Annotated in this window: 22 protein-coding genes; 11 read left to right on the top strand and 11 right to left on the bottom strand. The window is 60.1% G+C overall.

The features are described from left to right. The first annotated feature begins 120 nt into the window (after positions 1–120). Positions 121–390 (top strand): hypothetical protein, encoded by a 270-nt coding sequence (locus V8N38_RS11375; RefSeq protein ID WP_004938382.1) that lies wholly within the window; start codon positions 121–123, stop codon positions 388–390. Here V8N38_RS11375 and V8N38_RS11370 read toward each other — a convergent pair. Continuing rightward, complete coding sequence (locus tag V8N38_RS11370) at positions 387–779, bottom strand: nuclear transport factor 2 family protein (protein ID WP_004938379.1); 393 nt, start codon at positions 777–779, stop codon at positions 387–389. The genes V8N38_RS11375 and V8N38_RS11370 overlap by 4 nt on opposite strands. Before the next feature lie 201 nt (positions 780–980). On the opposite strand from V8N38_RS11370, the gene V8N38_RS11365 reads away from it, so the two are divergent. The 4 genes from V8N38_RS11365 to gstA all read left to right on the top strand — a co-directional run bounded on the left by V8N38_RS11365 (position 981) and on the right by gstA (position 3,979). Next, the gene (locus V8N38_RS11365; RefSeq protein WP_050596009.1) at positions 981–1,676 is read left to right on the top strand and encodes an HD domain-containing protein; all 696 of its coding nucleotides are present in this window, start codon (positions 981–983) and stop codon (positions 1,674–1,676) included. Positions 1,677–1,771: 95 nt separating this feature from the next. Next, positions 1,772–2,035, top strand: a complete 264-nt coding sequence (locus V8N38_RS11360) for a DUF3811 domain-containing protein (RefSeq protein ID WP_004938373.1) — start codon at positions 1,772–1,774, stop codon at positions 2,033–2,035. Positions 2,036–2,396: 361 nt separating this feature from the next. Further along, positions 2,397–3,281, top strand: a complete 885-nt coding sequence (dapA, locus tag V8N38_RS11355; RefSeq protein WP_147840033.1) for a 4-hydroxy-tetrahydrodipicolinate synthase — start codon at positions 2,397–2,399, stop codon at positions 3,279–3,281. Between the two features lie 92 nt (positions 3,282–3,373). Then, positions 3,374–3,979, top strand: coding sequence for a glutathione transferase GstA (gene gstA / locus V8N38_RS11350; RefSeq protein WP_038874842.1), 606 nt, complete (start codon positions 3,374–3,376; stop codon positions 3,977–3,979). A 40-nt stretch (positions 3,980–4,019) separates the two neighbouring features. Here the strand turns inward: gstA and pdxY are convergent, their stop codons facing one another. The 5 genes from pdxY to anmK form a co-directional block, all read right to left on the bottom strand. Further along, positions 4,020–4,880 (bottom strand): pyridoxal kinase PdxY, encoded by an 861-nt coding sequence (gene pdxY, locus V8N38_RS11345; RefSeq protein WP_049201956.1) that lies wholly within the window; start codon positions 4,878–4,880, stop codon positions 4,020–4,022. Between the two features lie 83 nt (positions 4,881–4,963). After that, positions 4,964–6,238 (bottom strand): tyrosine--tRNA ligase, encoded by a 1,275-nt coding sequence (gene tyrS / locus V8N38_RS11340; protein ID WP_025302669.1) that lies wholly within the window; start codon positions 6,236–6,238, stop codon positions 4,964–4,966. 139 nt (positions 6,239–6,377) lie between these two features. Further along, positions 6,378–7,031, bottom strand: a complete 654-nt coding sequence (gene pdxH, locus V8N38_RS11335) for a pyridoxamine 5'-phosphate oxidase (RefSeq protein WP_025302668.1) — start codon at positions 7,029–7,031, stop codon at positions 6,378–6,380. Positions 7,032–7,119: 88 nt separating this feature from the next. Further along, positions 7,120–7,422 (bottom strand): MliC family protein, encoded by a 303-nt coding sequence (locus tag V8N38_RS11330; RefSeq protein ID WP_004931294.1) that lies wholly within the window; start codon positions 7,420–7,422, stop codon positions 7,120–7,122. 45 nt (positions 7,423–7,467) lie between these two features. Further along, entirely contained in the window at positions 7,468–8,589 is a 1,122-nt protein-coding gene (gene anmK / locus V8N38_RS11325; RefSeq protein WP_084826314.1) for an anhydro-N-acetylmuramic acid kinase, read from the bottom strand. A 362-nt stretch (positions 8,590–8,951) separates the two neighbouring features. Here anmK and V8N38_RS11320 point away from each other — a divergent pair, with 362 nt between their 5' ends. Continuing rightward, positions 8,952–9,416, top strand: a complete 465-nt coding sequence (locus V8N38_RS11320; protein ID WP_025159710.1) for a glycine zipper 2TM domain-containing protein — start codon at positions 8,952–8,954, stop codon at positions 9,414–9,416. Between the two features lie 92 nt (positions 9,417–9,508). On the opposite strand, the gene slyA is transcribed toward V8N38_RS11320, so the two are convergent. Beyond that, on the bottom strand, positions 9,509–9,940 hold the full coding sequence (gene slyA / locus V8N38_RS11315; RefSeq protein WP_038874827.1) for a transcriptional regulator SlyA: 432 nt from the start codon (positions 9,938–9,940) through the stop codon (positions 9,509–9,511). 180 nt (positions 9,941–10,120) lie between these two features. Between slyA and V8N38_RS11310 the strand changes: the two genes are divergently transcribed. From V8N38_RS11310 to V8N38_RS11300, 3 genes are read left to right on the top strand one after another with little or no spacing between them, the layout of a single operon-like run. After that, a complete protein-coding gene (locus V8N38_RS11310; RefSeq protein ID WP_004931303.1) occupies positions 10,121–10,357 on the top strand; it encodes a DUF1656 domain-containing protein in 237 nt (78 codons plus the stop codon). 3 nt (positions 10,358–10,360) lie between these two features. Beyond that, positions 10,361–11,224, top strand: a complete 864-nt coding sequence (locus V8N38_RS11305) for an HlyD family secretion protein (RefSeq protein ID WP_060440051.1) — start codon at positions 10,361–10,363, stop codon at positions 11,222–11,224. A 3-nt stretch (positions 11,225–11,227) separates the two neighbouring features. After that, a complete protein-coding gene (locus V8N38_RS11300; RefSeq protein WP_060419161.1) occupies positions 11,228–13,258 on the top strand; it encodes an FUSC family protein in 2,031 nt (676 codons plus the stop codon). Here V8N38_RS11300 and sodC read toward each other — a convergent pair whose 3' ends face one another. Then, on the bottom strand, positions 13,259–13,780 hold the full coding sequence (sodC, locus tag V8N38_RS11295) for a superoxide dismutase family protein (protein WP_060419163.1): 522 nt from the start codon (positions 13,778–13,780) through the stop codon (positions 13,259–13,261). 241 nt (positions 13,781–14,021) lie between these two features. Here sodC and V8N38_RS11290 point away from each other — a divergent pair, with 241 nt between their 5' ends. After that, a complete protein-coding gene (locus V8N38_RS11290) occupies positions 14,022–15,866 on the top strand; it encodes a polyurethanase (protein ID WP_147840034.1) in 1,845 nt (614 codons plus the stop codon). Between the two features lie 61 nt (positions 15,867–15,927). Here the strand turns inward: V8N38_RS11290 and V8N38_RS11285 are convergent, their stop codons facing one another. From V8N38_RS11285 to V8N38_RS11275, 3 genes are all read right to left on the bottom strand, one after another. Then, positions 15,928–16,824: an aldo/keto reductase gene (locus V8N38_RS11285; RefSeq protein WP_038874812.1), complete on the bottom strand. Its 897-nt coding sequence runs from the start codon at positions 16,822–16,824 to the stop codon at positions 15,928–15,930. A gap of 99 nt (positions 16,825–16,923) precedes the next feature. Continuing rightward, on the bottom strand, positions 16,924–17,163 hold the full coding sequence (locus tag V8N38_RS11280; protein WP_019455980.1) for a DUF1289 domain-containing protein: 240 nt from the start codon (positions 17,161–17,163) through the stop codon (positions 16,924–16,926). 21 nt (positions 17,164–17,184) lie between these two features. Then, on the bottom strand, positions 17,185–18,114 hold the full coding sequence (locus tag V8N38_RS11275; RefSeq protein ID WP_187181549.1) for a LysR substrate-binding domain-containing protein: 930 nt from the start codon (positions 18,112–18,114) through the stop codon (positions 17,185–17,187). Positions 18,115–18,253: 139 nt separating this feature from the next. Here V8N38_RS11275 and V8N38_RS11270 point away from each other — a divergent pair, with 139 nt between their 5' ends. Then, complete coding sequence (locus V8N38_RS11270) at positions 18,254–18,895, top strand: NAD(P)-dependent oxidoreductase (protein WP_147840036.1); 642 nt, start codon at positions 18,254–18,256, stop codon at positions 18,893–18,895. Positions 18,896–18,986 lie beyond the last annotated feature (91 nt).

Raw genomic sequence — 18,986 nt, 5'->3', positions numbered from 1 at the left:
ACAAATTTTCTGCGCCGCGCCAGGGGCGGTGAAAACCGCATAGCACCGCGCGTTAATCTTTGCGACGGTGAGGGAAATTCTGCTAATTTAGCGTGAACAGCCTGATGATAACGAAATGCTATGCAGCAAAAGCCGGTGTTGGACGAAGCCAGACAGTTAAAGCGACTCAACGCCGCCACGCGGCGTCAATCCCATATGTATAAATGGATCGCGCTGATTGCGGCGCTGGATGCGCTGCTGGTGTTTTGGTATGACCGGGATATGCGCAACGTCACCTTCTCGGGAGCGGTTGCGCTGGTGTGCGGCTATCTGTGGATCCGCGATCGCAACAAGGCCCGGGGTTACCGGCGCGAGTTCGACCGCAAATTCGGCAAGCGCAGCGGCGATTAAGGCTGCATCGCTTCCAGCACTTTAGCGCTGTCGACAATCTGCACGAACTTCACGATTTTGCCGGCGCGCAGCGTATAAATATGCGCAAAAGAGGCGCTGAAGGATTTGCCGGTGGCCCGGTAGGTGCCGTGATAAAAACCTTGCGCGATCACATTGTCGCCGGCGTCGTAAAAGTGGTCGACATCGGCGCGGTAGCCTTGCCATTCGCTGCCCAGACGCTGATGCACGTTCTTGATGATATTTTCCGGGCCGATATAGGTACCGGCATAGGGGAAACCGGCGGCTTCGGTCCACTCGGCATCGGGGGCCAGCGCCGCCAGCAGATTACGGCCGTTTTCTTCGGAACTACCTTCATAGGTTGCGCGCACTATCTCAAGAGGGGTTGGCATGTCTCTTCTCCAATGGCTGATGAGGATATTCCGGCCATCCCCGCGGACACAGGCTCTCACCAAGCGGAGACGGCGGAATGCGGCTATTCTAGGTTGCTTGTTTCGCTGCAAAAACCGCAGTTATGACAATAGTGGGTTGCACTTTAGTAAACAATAGCCGTTTTACTGTCATTCTCCCGGCATCCGGCGCGGCTATGCTGATTGACCGATTTCCCCCAACAGGAGCTGAACGTGTCTTTACCCTCGCTGACGCAAGAGCTGTTACAACCTTTCTCACCCTACCAAGCGCTGGCGCAAACGTTGCTGCCGCTGACCCTCGAGTCGGACGACGGTTCGCATGACGTCGCGCACCTGCACCGGGTCTGGAAGAACTGCCGCCGAATCAGCAAGCTGGAAGGTGGCGACCGGCGCATTCTCTGCGCGGCGGTGCTGCTGCACGACGCCGTCGCGGTGGAAAAAAACTCGCCGCAGCGCCATCTGGCCTCGCGCATGGCGGCGGAGCAAGCCACGTTGACGCTGACCCGGCTGGAATGGGCACCGGCGGATATCGCGGCGGTGGCTCACGCCATCGAAGCGCACAGTTTTTCCGCCGGCATCCCCCCGCAAACGCTGGAGGCGAAGATCCTGCAGGATGCCGATCGCCTCGACGCCATCGGTCTTATCGGCGTGGCGCGCTGCTTTTATATCGGCGGCCGCATGCGCAGCGCGCTGTATGACGCCGCCGATCCGCGGGCCGAACATCGTCAATATGACGACAAGCGTTTCAGCCTGGACCACTTCGAAACCAAGCTGTTCAAACTGCAAGACGGCTTCCAGACCGCCGCCGGGCGGCACATGGCCGAACTGCGCACCGAACGCATGCGGCGCTTTGTCGACGATCTGCTGGAAGAGGTGTAATGCCGGCTTACCGGGTATTTTCGTTATGCCCATAACATTTTCGGTCACATAACGCCGCTAAACTGTAAGTCAACTTCACCGAACGGGCGGCACAGATGAAAAAGTTGACGTTGAAAGAGATGACGGAAAGCGAACAGCGGGAAGTGAAAACCGAACTGGACAAGGCGCGCAAAAGCCATGGGCGGCCACTGACCAACGCCGAACAGCACAAGGTCAAGGATGAAGTGGTGGCGCGCATCATGGCCGCCAGAGCGAAGCTCGCCAAGGCGGAGCGTGCAGAACGCAAGGCCAACCGCTACCGGCCGAGCGGCGACACCTTCAGCTGGTCCGCCACCATCGGCTCCCGCCCGCCGCGCTGAGCCGGCCAAACCCTCCCCGCCGCCGCGGGGATTTTTATTTATTAGCCAAACTCATTCCCGCCGACGAATCATGAATAACAATGTTATCAATCTGTTGTAAATTGACAGCCTGATGAAGACTATTCATTATCACCCCACTTCCCCTTTTCGCGAGACCGCCATGGCCTACCCACGCAACGCTGACATTCTGATGACGCCCGCGTTGCCTATTGGCGGTTTGGCGGCGGTAAAATCGAAGAAACAGACGCTCATTTGACCGGGGCGAGCTGTCCCGTCAGATGAGCTGACTGGATGGCACGCAACGCCCCGCCTTCAATTTTCTCATCTGGCTTCTCTGTCGGTCACACAGAAGGAATATTTTATGGCCTCATTTTCGGGTATTTGGGTGGCGATGGTTACCCCTTTCAATCACGATGCCGTCGATCTGCCGGCGGTGAAACGCCTGGCGCGGCACCTGCTCGACGCCGGCATCGAGGGTCTGGTGGTCTGCGGCTCCACCGGTGAAGCCGCCGCGCTGAGCAAAGAAGAACAGCTGGCGGTGCTCGACGCCGTGCTGGACGTGGCGCCCGCCCATCAGGTGGTGATGGGCCTGTCCGGCAATAACATGGTCGCCACGCTGCAAATGCAGCAGGCTATTCAGCTGCGCGATATCGCCGGCGTGCTGATCCCGGCGCCTTACTACATCCGCCCTTCGCAATGCGGCCTGATCGACTATTTCACCCAGCTGGCCGACGCCTCAACCGTGCCGGTGATCCTGTACAACATTCCGCAACGCACCGGCATCGCCATGGAGCTGGCTACGCTGCGCCGGCTCGCACGCCACCCGCGCATCGCCGCCATCAAGGACTGCGGCGGCAACCCTGACGCCACCATGGCGCTGATCGCCGACGGCGAGATCGATGTGATGACCGGGGAAGACAATCTGATCCTCACCACGCTGTGTCTCGGCGGCACCGGCGCCATTTCCGCCGCGGCCCATGTTCACCCGGAACGCTTCGTTCAGCTGACGCAGCAGGTCGCCGCAGGCGATCTGGCCGCGGCGCGCAGCAACTTCTATGAGCTGCTGCCGATGATCCACCAGATGTTCAGCTTCCCCAATCCGGCGCCGGTCAAGACGGTGCTGGCCCAGCAGGGGCTGATCGCCAACGAGCTGCGCTCGCCGATGCAGGTGGCGCCGCAGGCGCTGCAGCAGCAGATCGCCGCAACGCTGACGCAGCTGCAGCCCGCCGAGGCGATCATCGGTTAAATTTGTTAGCTAAGCCGCTGTAATTTTGGCGCTATGGGACTACGATGAGAGGTTAAGCATGCCCGTCATTCGTCATCAACAAGGAGCTTCCGATGAAACTGTTCTATAAAGCCGGCGCCTGTTCGCTGTCCCCGCATATCGTGCTGCGTGAGGCAGGGCTGGATTTTACGGCGGAGAAGGTCGACCTGGCGCAGAAGAAAACCGAGAGCGGCGCCGATTACCTCACCATCAACCCCAAGGGACAGGTACCGGCGCTGCAGCTGGATGACGGCAGCCTGCTGACCGAGGGCGTGGCGATCGTGCAATACCTGGCGGACCGCGTGCCGGACCGCAACCTGATCCCGGCGGCGGGCACCCTGTCGCGCTACCACGCGATCGAATGGCTGAACTACATCGCCACCGAGCTGCACAAAGGATTCAGCCCGCTGTTCAACCCGAAAACGCCCGAGGAATATAAAACCATCGCGCGCGCCAAGCTGGAGCAGCAGTTCAGCTATCTGGATTCGGTGCTGGCGAAGCAGCATTTCCTGTTGGGAAGCCGTTTCAGCGTGGCCGACGCCTACCTGTTCACCGTGTTGCGTTGGGCGTTTGCCCTGCAGTTCGACGTGCGCAAGCACGCCCATCTGGCGGCCTGGTTCGATCGCGTTGCGGCGCGCCCGGCGGTAGATGCGGCGCTGAACGCCGAAGGATTGAAGTAAACATCGGGCCCCGGCGGCTGTCGCCGGGGCCGAATGCTACTTACAGTTTGACCGCTTTGAACTCGCTGCGCGGCTGCACGATCCGATCCTGCGCCGCCACCACCTGCAGTTCGTACTCGCCCATCTCCTGCGTGGTCAGCATCACCTCATACACGGCGGCGGTCACGTGCTCCAGCGCTTTATCCAACGCCTCGCCCTTCAGCAGATCCACCAGCAGCAGACCACTGGTCAAATCGCCGACGCCGACCGGCTGACGCGCGCCGAAGTCCACCAGCGGCCGGCTGATGTGCCAGGCCTCGTCCGCCGTCACCAGCAGCATTTCGAAACAGTCGGCATGATAGCCGGCGCGGGCCAGGTGCTTGACCAGCACCAGCCGCGGCCCTTTGGCGATCAGCGCGCGGGCGGCCTGCACCGCATCGGCCACGTCGGCGACGGCCATCTGGCTCAGCATCTCCAATTCCAGCAGGTTCGGCGCCATCATGTCGCTGCACGGCAGCGCCTGGCGGCAGTGAAACTCGGCCACGCCCGGCGCCACGATACAGCCTTTTTCCGGATGCCCCATCACCGGATCGCAGAAATACCAGGCATTCGGGTTCGCCTGCTTAACCTGACGCACGATCTCCAGAATATGGTCGCCCTGCTCCGGCGAACCGATATAGCCACTCAACACCGCATCACAGCGTTTCAGCTGATCGATATTGGCGATGCCCTGCGCGATCTCGGTCAGGTGGCTGGCCGGCATGACGCAGCCGGTCCACTGACCGTATTGCGTATGGTTGGAGAACTGCACCGTGTTTAGCGGCCAGACGTTGACGCCCATGCGGCGCATCGGGAACTCCGCCGCACTGTTGCCGGCGTGACCAAACACCACGTGCGACTGGATAGAAAGAATGTTTTTCATCGACAGAACTCGTTCGGAATACGGCAGCCGGGCGGCTGCCCAAAAATAAAGGGGCCGCCAGGGCCCCTTACCGTCATTATTCGTTATTGCCAATCCACCAGGCAGTAGTGTTTCTTGCCGCGGCGCAGCAGCGTGTAGCGGCCGAACAGACGGTCTGAATCGCTGAAGCGGTATTCGGCATCGGACTGCTTCTCGCCGTTGATGGTCACCGCGTTGGAACCGATCATGGTGCGCGCCTGGCCGCGTGACGGCACCAGTTCGGCATTCACCAACGCCTGCTGCAGATCGGCGTCGCCATCCAGTTTGATGGTCGGCATGCCGTCCTGCGCCAGCTGGGCGAAGTCCGCTTCGGTCATGTCGTGCAGCGCGCCGGAGAACAGGCTCTGGGTGATGCGCTTCGCGGCCGCCAGGCCTTCCGCACCGTGCACCATGCCGGTCACTTCTTCCGCCAGCACGTACTGGGCTCGTGGCGCCTTGCCGCTGTTCTTGTCTTCTTCTTCCAGCGCGTTGATGTCTTCCAGGCTCATGAAGGTGAAGAACTTCAGGAAGCGGTAAACGTCGGCATCGGCGGTGTTGATCCAGAACTGGTAGAACTTGTACGGGCTGGTTTTTTCCGGCGCCAGCCAGACCGCGCCGCCTTCGGTTTTGCCGAACTTGGTGCCGTCTGCTTTGGTGATCAACGGCACGGTCAGACCGAACACCTGCTTCTGGTGCTGGCGACGCGTCAGATCGATACCCGAGGTGATGTTGCCCCACTGATCGGAACCGCCGATCTGCAGCTCCACCTGGTGGCGGTTGTACAGCTCGGAGAAATCGAAGCCCTGCAGCAGGTTATAGGAAAACTCGGTGAAGGAGATGCCGGAGTCGTCGCGATTCAGGCGCTGCTTAACCGCTTCCTTATTGATCATCTGGTTGACGGAGAAGTGCTTGCCGATGTCACGCAGGAAGGTCAGCACGTTCATGCCGCCGAACCAGTCGTAGTTGTTGGCCGCGATGGCGCTGTTGCTGCCGCAGTCGAAATCGAGGAACGGAGAAACCTGCTTGCGGATCTTCTCGACCCACTCGTTCACCGTATCGGTGGTGTTCAGCTTGCGCTCCGCCGCTTTGAAGCTCGGATCGCCGATGAGGCCGGTGGCGCCGCCCACCAGTGCGACCGGCTTGTGGCCGGCCAGCTGGAAGCGCTTCAGGCACAACAGAGGAACCAGATGGCCCAAATGCAAGCTGTCAGCGGTCGGATCGAAACCGCAATACAGTGCAATTGGCCCTTGCGCCAGTCGCTCCGCTAACGCTTCCTCATCCGTAACCTGGGCAACGAGGCCCCGCTCTTGCAGTTGTTTAATCAAGTTGCTGCTTGCCATCAATGACTCCATGTATAAACGAATGCACCTTTGCCGGTACACGGCCTTTCGCCCAGTGGCGAAATAAAAAATTCAGGGTAGCGCATAGAATAAAGCGCCGGCGGCGTCAGCACCAGCGCTTAGAGGGGATTTTCCGTCTTCAGGGTGCCAGTCGGTCAATTTTCCAGTCATTCCCGTCCCGCTGATACAGGAAACGGTCATGCAGGCGATGGGCGCCGCCCTGCCAGAACTCGACGGAGTCGAATTTCACGCGGAATCCGCCCCAGAAACTCGGCAACGGCACCTCGCCCTGCTGGAACTTCTGCTTCAGCTCGAGGAATTTGCTTTCCAGCACGCCGCGCGCGGAAATGCGCGAAGATTGCTGCGATACCCAGGCGCCGATCTGGCTGTCTTTCGGGCGACTGTTGAAATACTTCAGCACGTCGAGGGTCGACAGACGCTCCACCTGGCCGAGAAAAATCACCTGGCGATCGAGCATGTGCCAGGGGAACAGCAGGCTGATATGCGGGTTTTGCGCCAGCTGCTGCGCCTTGCGGCTGCCGAGGTTGGTGTAGAACACCAGCCCCTGCTCATCGAAATGCTTGAGCAGCACGATGCGTTGATAAGGCTGGCCGTGTTCGTCGACGGTCGCGACGCACATGGCGGTAGGATCGGCCAGGCGGGCGTCGCAGGCCTGTTTCAGCCAACGCTCGAACAGTTCGAGCGGATTGGCGGTCAGATCGTTGCGGCGCAGGCCGCCTCGGGTGTATTCACGGCGCAGGTCCGCAACATCAAACTCATTCTTTTCAATCATCTGGGTTATCGACCAACTGAAAAATCCGTCGTTACATTCTGCGCCTGCGGCGCCAGGAACTCAATCGCTCCGACGCCGCCGCCGACCGTCACTCCGTCAACACGCAGTCGCTCATGACTACCTTGCCGTTGCGCTCAAGATAGGCGTTACGGTCTTTCGACCAAAAAGTGTATTTGCCGTCGCTGTATTTGGCACCGGTCAGCGCCAGCACCTGCTTGAGATGCAGCTGTTCGCCATCCATCAGCAGGCTGACTTCGCTCGCCTTGCCGTCGAGCGCCACCGTCAGCGGCGTAGTGCCGCACTGGTAGTGCATCGTCTGGCTGCTTTGCGGCAGGATGTAGCTGCAGCCGGACAGCGCCAGCGCGCCGGCGACGAAAATGACTTTTTTCATGCTGTTGCTCCTTAGAAAAATCCTTCACAGGCTATCCTAACAGAGCTAACGGGCCCCCAATGGCAAAACCGGATAAATCCCACCCAACACCGTTTCACGGCTGGCGCCGGTCACCGAAGGCAGGTTGCCGGCCTGGCCGGACAGCGTGCGAAACGCCAGCCAGGCGAAGGCCAGCGCCTCCATGTCGTCGCCGCTGACGCCGAAATCGTCGGTCAGCCCGACCTCCGTCCCCGGCAGCAGCGCAGACAGGCGCGCCATCAGCAGCGTGTTGCGCGCCCCGCCGCCGCACACCAGCAGGCGCTCGCACCCGCCGGCCAGCAACACCTGTTCGCTGATGCTGACGGCGGTCAGTTCCGTGAGCGTGGCCTGCACGTCGACCGGCGCCATCGCCGGCAATCCGGCCAGCTGCCGCTCCAGCCAGGCGATATTGAAATACTCGCGGCCGGTGCTTTTCGGCGCCGGCAGCGCAAAGTAAGGATCCGCCAGCATCTGCTGCAACAGCGGTAAACAAACCCGCCCCTGCATGGCCCAGCCGCCGTCCTGATCGTAAGGCTGCGCACGGTGGCGCCACACCCAGGCGTCCATCAGCATGTTGCCCGGCCCGGTATCGAAACCGCGCACCGGCGTACCGGGCAACAGCAGAGAAAGGTTGGCGATGCCGCCGACGTTCAGCACCATGCGCCTCTCGACGGGATGCCCCAGCAGCGCCTGATGAAACGCTGGCACCAGCGGCGCGCCCTGCCCGCCGTAGGCCATGTCGCGCCGGCGGAAATCGCCGACGGTGGTGATATTGGTCAGCGCGGCGATGCGGTTGTTATCGCCGAGCTGCATCGAGAAACGCGCGTCGCCTTCCGGTTCGTGCCACACCGTCTGGCCGTGGCAACCGATGGCGGTGATCTGCTCAGCGTCGATGCCGGTTTGCTTCAGCAAGCCGAGCACCGCCTCGCCGAACAGCGTGCCCAGTTGAGCGTCCAGCCGGCCGACGGCCGCCAACGTGGTCTGCTGCCCCTGGCACATGCCCAGAATCTCTTTTTTCAGCGCCATCGGCATCGGGTGGCTATAGCTGGCCTGCTGCGCCACCATGCGATCGTCGATCGCGGCCAATACCACATCGATTCCGTCCAGACTGGTGCCGGACATGACGCCTATATAGCGGCCTGACTTCATAGCAACATCCTCTAACCCGCGCGGTAAGCAAATTTTATCCTGACAAATAAACCAGAATTGCCGGATTAACGCCATGAATTATGATGCTTTTTTTACAGGCCGTGAGCCAGACACCGCCTCCCGGCGCCTCTGTGGCACATGTAATGTGTTAAACCGTGCCATAACAGGCAACGGAATGTCGCCAAGGCTGTCATAAAGGTAAACCGCGGTTTATTATTGGTTGAACAGAGAAAAGTTAAGCTGCGTGCAGCGATGGAGCATGGCGGTGTGTCAACTTTCAGCCATACTTTGTCTATCATTTTCACTGAATCTTGCCTGGAGAGCATTGCCAGGTTATGGACTACTACCATCAGGAGTTTTGTATGATCAAGCGTCTTCTCGTCGTTGCCGTCGCCGCCGTTACGCTGGCCGGCTGTGCCAATGAATCCATGTCCGGCGATGTCTACTCGTCCTCGCAGGCCAAGCAGGTGCAGAACGTCACCTACGGGACGCTGGTTTCCGTGCGTCCGGTTAAAATCCAGGGCGGCGAAGGCTCCAACGCCTTGGGGATGATCGGCGGCGCAGTGATTGGCGGCCTGTTGGGTAACACCGTAGGCGGCGGCACCGGCCGTACGCTGGCTACCGCGGCGGGCGCCATCGCCGGCGGCGCGGCGGGCAACAGCATCGGTGAAGTGGCCGGCCGTACCTCAGGCTACGAGCTGGAAATCAAAACCGACCAGAAAGAGAACATCGTGGTGGTACAGAAAGCGGGCGACACCAAGTTCAGCCCAGGCCAGCGCGTGCGCATGGCGCGCATGGGCGACACCATCACCGTCTCTCCGCTGTAAGTCAGTCGGCGACAAACGGCAAACCGGAGGCAATCGCCTCCGGTTTTATTTCTGATGCTGTGAAACTGTAATCGTAGAAAATAAGAATATTATTATTTGTTCTGCAGTTCGGTGATATTTTGTTCTAACTTGCCAATCAGCCCTACCAACAGATGCACTTCGTCGGCGGTAATGCCGCTTAAAATCTCACTGCGTGTCGACGTGATCACACTGTCCACTTCCCTGATGATCGGATCGGCCGCGTCGGTCAGCTTGATGCGCTTCGCGCGGCGATCGTTGGCACAGGTATGGCGCGTGATCAGCCCCTTCTCCTCCAGTTGGTCCAACGTGCGAACCAGTGATGGTTGCTCGATACCGATCGCCTTGGCCAGCTGGATTTGCGACTGCTCCGGCGGCAAGCGATTGATATTGTGCAAAGTGACCCAGTGCGTTTGGGTCAGCTCCAACGGCTTGAGCCGATGATCGATGAGCGCGCGCCAAACACGAACTAATCGTGCTAAATCTGAACCTAATGTTGACTCCACTTCCCCCTCCTTATAATTAGCATGCTAACATTACCTCCCAGAGTTTAGACTATTTTGGGTAACTCACATTAAAAACACAAATGTATATAATGTATATTGTGGAAATAGCCACTATTTTTAGCCGCTATTGTTTAATCGTTATGCAAATATTCAACATATTCACCCTTAGGGATTGTTAATGTGAATACATCATGGTTACACACCTCATCCCCCTTACCCGATTTGGTCCTGGGGGCATCGCTTTATTTTCCACCTATATTTAAAGCTTTTTTACTAGGACTGGTCTTATGGCTGCTGATTCATCAGCTGCTGAGAGACTGGATGTATTCCGGTGAAATCTGGCATCCCATGTTGATGGACCTGTCCATTTTCGTTCTGACCGTCAGCGGTTCCTTATGGATTTTAGCGAGTTGGTAACCCATGCAGCATAAAACATTAAAATACTTTTCTACGGTGATCGTCTGCGCCATTGCCGTCTGCGCCGGTTGGTGGCTCTGGAATTATTATATGCAATCCCCATGGACCCGTGATGGAAAAGTGCGCGCCGAACTCGTCAATATCACCCCTGAAGTCTCTGGAAGATTAGAGAAAATAAGCGCGAATGACAATCAGTTCGTACCTGCGGGAAGTCTGATTTTTACCCTCGACCCGGTGCCCTACCAGATCGCGCTGGACAATGCTGAGGCCGCGGTGGCAAAAGCGCAATCCGATCTGGCCAAGGCAGACCACGAGGCCGCCCGCCGCCGCGGTTTGCCGCGTAACGTTATTTCCGCTGAAGATTTGGACGCGTCCAATTTAGCCGCTCAGGCAATGAAGGCCGCCTATAAAGCAGCCCTGGCCAACCTGGAACAGGCCAAATGGAATTTGAGCAAAACCAAAATTTACGCGCCAACCGACGGCTATATCACCAATCTGCAGGCACGGGTCGGGAACTACGCCAACGCCGGCACGCCGCTGGTGGCGTTGGTGGATGTACATTCGTTTTATGTACTCGGTTATTTCGAAGAAACCAAGCTGAAGCATATAAAAGAAGGCAATAAAGCGGACATCGTTTTATATAACGGCAACACGCCGCTGCAGGGGGAAGTAGAGAGCATCGGCCGCGCCATTTACGATCAGAGCGTCGACAGCAGCAACGATCTATTAATGGACGTTAAGCCTAATGTTCCCTGGGTGCGTTTGGCTCAGCGCGTGCCGGTACGGATAAAATTGCTCAACGTGCCCGCCGATTTGACGCTGGTCGCCGGCACCACCTGCACCATTTCGATTCATCAGCGGAACTAAAGTGTGAACCTGCCTTTTTTGGAGTGGAGCCGCACCCCCTGGGGTAAGGCGACCGGCGGCCAATGGCGCTATGCGCTGCGCAATTCACTGGCGATGTGTCTCGCGCTGTGGGTGGCGTTCGTGCTCGAGCTCGACGAGCCCTCTTGGGCGCTCACCTCCGCCGCAGTGGTGAGTTTCCCCACCGTCGGCGGCGTGATCAGCAAAAGCATCGGCCGCATCTTCGGCAGCCTGATGGGTGCCGCCGCGTCGGTGGCGATCGCCGGCCACTGTCTGAACGATCCCTGGCTGTTTACGCTGTTCATCGCCGCGTGGATCGGGCTGTGCACCTATATCTCCAACCATTACCAAAACAACGTCTCTTACGCGTTCGCGCTGGCGGGCTATACCGCCGCCATCATCGCCTTCGGCACGGTCAACGTCACCGATACCCAGCAGATTTTCGATATCGCGCAGGCGCGGGTTTGCGAAGTGATCACCGGCATTCTGTGCGGCGGATTGATGATGATGATCCTGCCCAGTACCTCCGACGGCGAAGCGCTGCTGACCTCGCTGCGGCGCATGCAGCTACGCCTGTTGGAGCACGCCGCCATGCTGTGGCAGCCGGAGATCACCGCCCAGATGCGCACCTCGCACGAAGGGGTCATCGGCCAGATCCTGACCATGAACCTGCTGCGTATTCAGGCGTTCTGGAGCCACTACCGGCTGCGGCGGCAAAATAACCTGCTCAACTATCTGCTGCACCAGCAGTTGCGCATTACCAGCGTTATCTCCAGCCTGCGCCGCATGCTGCTGAACTGGCCGGATCGCCCCGCCAATCTGATGCCGGTGCTGACGCAATTGCTGGACGAGCTGCGCGATCCCGCCACCGACAAATACCGTTTGGCGCGCCTGCTTCAGCAGATCGCGCCGCAAGAGCCTACGGACTACCGCCACCGCGCCTTCTGGCTGCGCCTGCGCCATTTCTGCTGGCTTTACCTGCGCTGCAACCGCTGGCTGCAGCGGCTGGAGAGCGCCACGGCGGTCAGCGATCTCCAGCCGCCGCGCGTCACCTCGCTGGCGCGCCATACCGACAGCTACGAAGCCGCCTACAACGGCCTGCGCACCTTTTTGTGCATCGTGATCGGCTGCGCCTATTGGATCAACACGCAGTGGGACGCCGGCAGCGCGGCGCTGACGCTCACCGCCATCAGCTGCGTGCTCTACTCCTCGACGCCTTCACCGATCAACAGCGTCAGCACCTTGCTCAAGGCGGTGCTGCTGCTCTCGGTCGTCTGCTTCGTAGTAAAATTCGGTTTGATGATCCAGATTGACGACTTCTGGGTGTTCTGCGCCTTCCTGTTTCCGATCCTGGTGACCATGCAGATGCTCAAGCTGCAGAATCCGCCTTATGCCGCGCTTTGGGGGCAGCTGATCGTCTTTATGGGGTCGTTCCTGACCGTCAGCAACCCGCCGAGCTATGACTACCAGTCCTTCATCAATGACAACATCGCTAAAGTCGTCGGCGTACTGCTGGCCGGGCTGGCGTTTCAGATCCTGCGCCCCAGCTCGGACAAACGCAAAAGCCGCCGCATTATCCGCGCGCTGCGGCGCGATTTTATCGATCAGTTGAGCAAAAGGCCGCAGCAGAGCGAAAGCCAGTTCGAATCGCTGATCTACCATCGCATCAGCCAGCTCAATCAAAGTCAGGATCAGGAAGCGCGCACCTGGCTGCTGCGCTGGGGCGTGGTGCTGCTCAACTGCAGCCATATCGTCTGGCAGCTGCGCGACTGGCAAACCCGTTCCGATCCGCTGTCGGCGGTGCGCGATGTCTGCATCCACTGCCTGCGCGGTATCATGACGGAGAAAGGCGTGCAGCACAGTTCGCTGGACGCCACGCTGCAGGAGCTGCTGCGCATGAGCAACGCGCTGGCGCACCACCCGGAACAGGCGGCGCGCGATTTGGCCGGTCTGATTTGGCGACTCTACTGCTCGCTGCAGCAGTTGCAGCAGGCGATGGGCCAGCCCGCCACCGCGCCGGCCGTTAGCGGCGGGTGATCACTTGATCACCCCGCAGGCGAAACGCTCACCGCCGCCGCCGAGCGGCAATGGGTGATCCGAGTGGTTATCGCCGCCGGCGTGCACCATCAGCGCCTTGCCCTCAATTTCACTGATTTTTTTCAGCCGCGGCGCCAACACCGGATAGTTCGCCATGCCGTCGGCGGTCACATAGATGGCAGGCAAATCACCCAGATGCCCGTCGGCATACGGCCCGAGGTGCTTCCCGGTCTTTTGCGGATCAAAATGCCCGCCGGCCGCCAGCGCCGCCACCGCTTTGCCGTCCTTCATCCCCGGCTCGCAGCTGCCTTTTTCATGCACGTGGAAGCCATGAACCCCGGCCGGCAACGCTTTCAGGCTCGGCGTGAACAGCAAGCCATACGGCGTTTCGCTGATGACCACCTTGCCGATATCCTGACCGATCCCCTGCCCGGTCACCAGGTGCATCTCGACGTCGGTTGTCGCCGCCTGAGCCGCGCCACACGCCATCAGGCCAAGTGCTGCATACCAATAACGTTTCATCAATCAGTCTCCTTAATGTCTGTGCTGAGCTTTCAGTATAGGAGAGCCGGCGCAGGCACTGTTAACCAACGCACAATCTCGCCAATTTGATTCGCACACCTAATATTTAGGGCTAATACTATTTCTACCGATGTTGGTCCTCTGACCAGCTGTCGTTCGGCTAACGTTGTTTCCCTGTTTCCACCGCCGACGCATGAGAGTTCACTCCCCGGCCAGGCGGCATAATTCATAAGGAACTGATATGGGCATCTTTAGCTATAAGGATTTGGACGAAAACGCGTCGAAAACGCTGTTTTCCGACGCCTTGGCCATCTCTACCTACGCTTACCACAATATCGATAACGGCTTCGACGAAGGCTACCACCAGACCGGTTTCGGGCTGGGCCTGCCGCTGACGCTGATCACCGCGCTCATCGGCAGCACCCAATCGCAGGGCGGCCTGCCCGGCCTTCCCTGGAACCCCGACTCAGAACAGGCCGCGCAGGAGGCGGTGAACAATGCGGGCTGGTCGGTCATCAGCGCCGCGCAGCTGGGTTACGCCGGCAAAACCGATGCACGCGGCACCTACTACGGTGAGACCGCCGGTTACACCACCGCTCAGGCCGAGGTGCTGGGCAAATATGACAGCGAAGGCAATCTCACCGCCATTGGCATCTCATTTCGCGGTACCAGCGGCCCACGCGAGTCGCTGATCGGCGATACCATTGGCGATGTGATTAACGATCTGCTGGCCGGTTTCGGGCCGAAAGGCTACGCTGACGGCTACGCGCTGAACGCCTTCGGCAATCTGCTGGGCGACGTAGCGAAGTTCGCGCAGGCGCACGGGCTGAGCGGCGAGGACGTGGTGGTCAGCGGCCACAGCCTCGGCGGGCTGGCGGTCAACAGCATGGCTGCGCAGAGCGACGCCAACTGGGGCGGCTTCTACGCGCAATCCAACTATGTTGCCTTCGCCTCGCCGACCCAGTACGAAGCCGGCGGCAAGGTGATCAACATCGGCTACGAAAACGATCCGGTGTTTCGTGCGCTCGACGGCACCTCGCTAACCCTGCCGTCACTGGGCGTCCACGATGCGCCGCACGCCTCCGCCACCAACAATATCGTCAACTTCAACGACCATTACGCGTCGGACGCCTGGAACCTGCTGCCGTTTTCCATTCTCAACATTCCAACCTGGCTGTCGCACCTGCCGTTCTTCTATCAGGACGGGCTGATGCGGGTGCTGAACTCCGAGTTCTATTCGCTGACCGACAAGGACTCGACCATCATCGTCTCCAACCTGTCTAACGTGACGCGCGGCAATACCTGGGTGGAAGACCTGAACCGCAACGCGGAGACGCACAGCGGGCCGACGTTTATCATCGGCAGCGACGGCAATGATTTGATCAAGGGCGGCAAAGGCAACGATTATCTCGAGGGCCGCGACGGCGACGATATCTTCCGCGACGCCGGCGGCTACAACCTGATCGCCGGCGGCAAAGGCCACAATACCTTCGATACCCAACAGGCGCTGAAGAACACCGAGGTCGCCTACGATGGCAATACGCTTTACCTGCGCGACGCCAAAGGCGGCATTACGCTGGCGGACGACATCAGCACCCTGCGCAGCAAAGAAACCTCCTGGTTGATTTTCAGCAAAGAGGTGGATCATCAGGTGACCGCGGCCGGATTGAAATCGGATTCGGGCATCAAAGCCTATGCCGCTGCCACCACCGGCGGCGACGGCGATGACGTCCTGCAGGCTCGCAGCCACGACGCCTGGCTGTTCGGCAACGCCGGCAACGACACGCTGATCGGCCATGCCGGCGGCAACCTGACCTTCGTCGGCGGCAGCGGCGATGACATCCTGAAGGGCGTCGGCAACGGCAATACCTTCCTGTTCAGCGGCGATTTTGGCCGCGACCAGCTGTATGGCTTCAACGCCACCGATAAGCTGGTGTTTATCGGCACCGAAGGCGCCAGCGGAAATATCCGCGACTACGCCACGCAGCAAAACGACGATCTGGTGCTGGCCTTCGGCCACAGCCAGGTCACGCTGATCGGCGTCTCGCTCGATCACTTCAACACCGATCAGGTGGTGTTGGCCTAAGGATCGGCGTAAAAAAAGCCGGGCGCTTTCGTCGCCCGGCTTTCCTCTTTTTTGCTCCGCCTTAAGGCACGTCATACCCCAGCGCCGCCTTGCGAATGCGGAACCACTGCTGGCGGTTCAGTACCAGCTTCTGCGCCTTCAGCGCCGAGCGCACCCGCTCAATCTTGCCGGAGCCGATAATCGGCAGCGGCGACGACGGCAGACGCATCACCCAGGCGTACACCACCTGTTCAATGGTATCGGCGCCGATCTCTTGCGCCACCCGCTGTAGCTCGTCGCGCAGCGGCTGGAACTCGGCGTCGTTGAACAGGCGCCCGCCCCCCAGGCAGGACCAGGCCATCGGCTTGATGCGCAGTTGCTGGCACTGGTCGAGCGTGCCGTCGAGAATGGCCGGCTGGTGAATCGGCGAGATCTCCACCTGGTTGGTCGCCAGCGTGAACGGCAGGCGCGACTGCAATAGCTGGAACTGCGCGGGCGTAAAGTTGGAAACGCCGAAATGGCGCACCTTGCCGCTTTTATGCAGCGCGACGAAGGCTTCGGCCACGTCGTCGGCATCCATCAACGGATCCGGCCGGTGGATCAACAGCAGATCGAGGTAGTCGGTATGCAGATGGCGCAGCGATTGTTCCGCGCTCTGTACGATATGGTCGCGGTCGGTGATGTAATGGCCGATCGGGTTGCCGGGCTTGGCGGTGGTGGCGATGCCGCACTTGGTCACCAGCTCCAGCGACTGGCGCAGCGCCGGCTTCAGGCGCAGCGCGTCGCCGAACGCCTGTTCGCAGGCGTAACCCCCGTAGATATCCGCGTGGTCGGCGGTGGTGACGCCCAGTTCAACATGCTGTTCGATGAACGTCAGCAGCTGCTGCGGCGACATGCCCCATTCCATCAACCGCCAGTAACCGCAAATCATGCGGGAAAATTCAGGCCCCTGCGGCGCGAGACGTATACGTTCTACCATTGCGAAAACCTCATGACATTAGTTGTCAGCCAGCATACACAAGCCGGTGAGGCACAGGGAAGCGGTAAGCCACACGAACGTGCGGCAGATCAGGAAAGGTTAAAACAGCGACGGCTGTTCCGGCAGCGGCTCGTCGGGCGCTTTATTGGCGCGTTGCAGGCGCAGGAAGCGTTGACGGCAAAGGCGCAGCACCTCGCGCTTCTGCGCGTCGCTCATGCTCATCCAGCCGAAGCGCTCCTCGCGGCTGCGCAGGCAGCCACGGCAGAATCCGCGGTCGTCGGCCTGACAAATGCCGCGACACGGGCTGGGGATGTCGAAAAATTCAAGCTGCTGCGCCACGGGGCCTCCTGCGTTCTCTTGCTAATTGAAGACGCCATCGCCGCCGCTGGCAAGTCCCTTTTCGCCATTGCGGCGAAAATAGTCGCGCAAATAACGCAGCGCCTGGCGGCTTTTCTCCGGCACGTTACGCTCGAGCGTCAGCGCGTGCAGCCGCAGCGGCGCCGGCCGCCACTCCGGCAGCAGCAGCAACAGCTCGCCACGCTGAAGCTCGTCGCCAATTTCATACAGCGGCTGAATGGAAATGCCCAGCCCGGCGCGGGTAAAGGCGCGCATCACGTTCATGCTCTCGCTGACGATCTGCCCTTCCGCCAGCCGCAGCTTAACCTGCTGGCCGGACTGGTGCAGCAGGTCCAGATGGGCCCCGCTGTAGCCGCTGGAGATCCAGCGGTGCTGCACCAAATCCTGCGGTTTTTCCGGCACCCCATGCTGGCTGAGATAACGCGGTGCTGCGCACAGCACCATCGGCCATGCCGTCAGCGGGTGCGCGATCATATTAGCGTCCGCCAGCTGCCGGTTGGCCCGCAGCGCAATGTCGACCCGCTGCTCTATCATATCGACGATGCGATCGTCCGCCAGCACCCGCAGCGTCAGCTTGGGATGCGCCTGCAGCAGCGGCGCCAGCGCCTCTGCCAGCGATCGGCCGCCGATGCCGACCGGAGTGGCGATGCGCAGCTCGCCCACCAGCGTATCCCGCAGCTCCGCCAGCCGCTGTTCCGCCTGCTGCGCCTGTTGCAGCATCGCCTCGCAGCCGGGGTAAAACGCCGCCCCCGCCTCGGTCAGCGCCAGACGACGGGTGGAGCGGTGCAGCAACGGCACCCCGAGCGCCGTCTCCAGCGAGCGCATATGCTGGCTGACCGCCGACGGCGTCATGCTCAGCCGCCGCGCCGCGCCGGCCAGCGACCCCTCCGCCACCACGGTGGCGAATATCGCCATTCGATTGAGTTTATCCACGATTATGAAGTTTTACTTAATCAAGAAAGCATGAATATGGCACTAATCACGGCTATTGTTAAGGGCTAGAGTATAAACCACGCAGCAGGCATATCGGCCTGCTTCATGATACTGAACACATCCCCGAAGGAGCATACAGATGAAAGTAGCCATTATTGGAGCAACCGGTTTTGTTGGCCGCCGCGTGGTGGATGAAGCGCTGGCTCGCGGCATTCAGGTGACGGCGATCGCCCGTCAGAAAAAAGAGTTGCCGGAGCACGCCAATCTGACCGTCACGCTGGGCGACGTTGCCGATACCGCCTGGCTGGCGGGGCAATTGCGCGGTCAGGATGCGGTGATCAGCGCCTACAACCCCGGCTGGGGCGAAGACAACCTGTATGAAAAGACCGCTCGAGGCGCCCAACAGATCCTCACCGCGGTCGAACAGGCCGGCGTCAAGCGCCTGCTGGTGGTCGGCGGCGCCGGCAGCCTGGAAGTGGCACCGGGCGTTGAACTGGTGGATACGCCGCAGTTCCCGGAAAATATCCGCCCCGGCGCGCAGGCGGTACGCGATCTGCGCAACAAGCTGCGCAATGAATCGGCGCTCGACTGGACCTATCTCTCGCCGGCTGCCCTGCTGGAACCGGGCAAACGCACCGGTCAGTTCCGCCTCGGCACCACCCAGCTGCTGATGAACGGCGAAGCGCCGGCCAGCATTTCGGTGGAAGATCTGGCGGTCGCCATCGTCGATGAGATTGAAAAACCACAGTTTATTCGCGCGCAGTTCACCGCCGCCTACTAAACTGCCTCATTGCCAGGCCGCCCGGCCTGGCCTTTTCCCTGCGTTCACCGCCGCCAGTATTCTGAATTTCTAAGGTTTTCTTAAGTTTCAT

This window comes from Serratia nevei, from assembly GCF_037948395.1.
Lineage (GTDB): Bacteria > Pseudomonadota > Gammaproteobacteria > Enterobacterales > Enterobacteriaceae > Serratia > Serratia nevei.
Note: the sequence above shows the minus strand (reverse complement) of the source record. Positions and strands in the feature narration are given on the sequence as shown.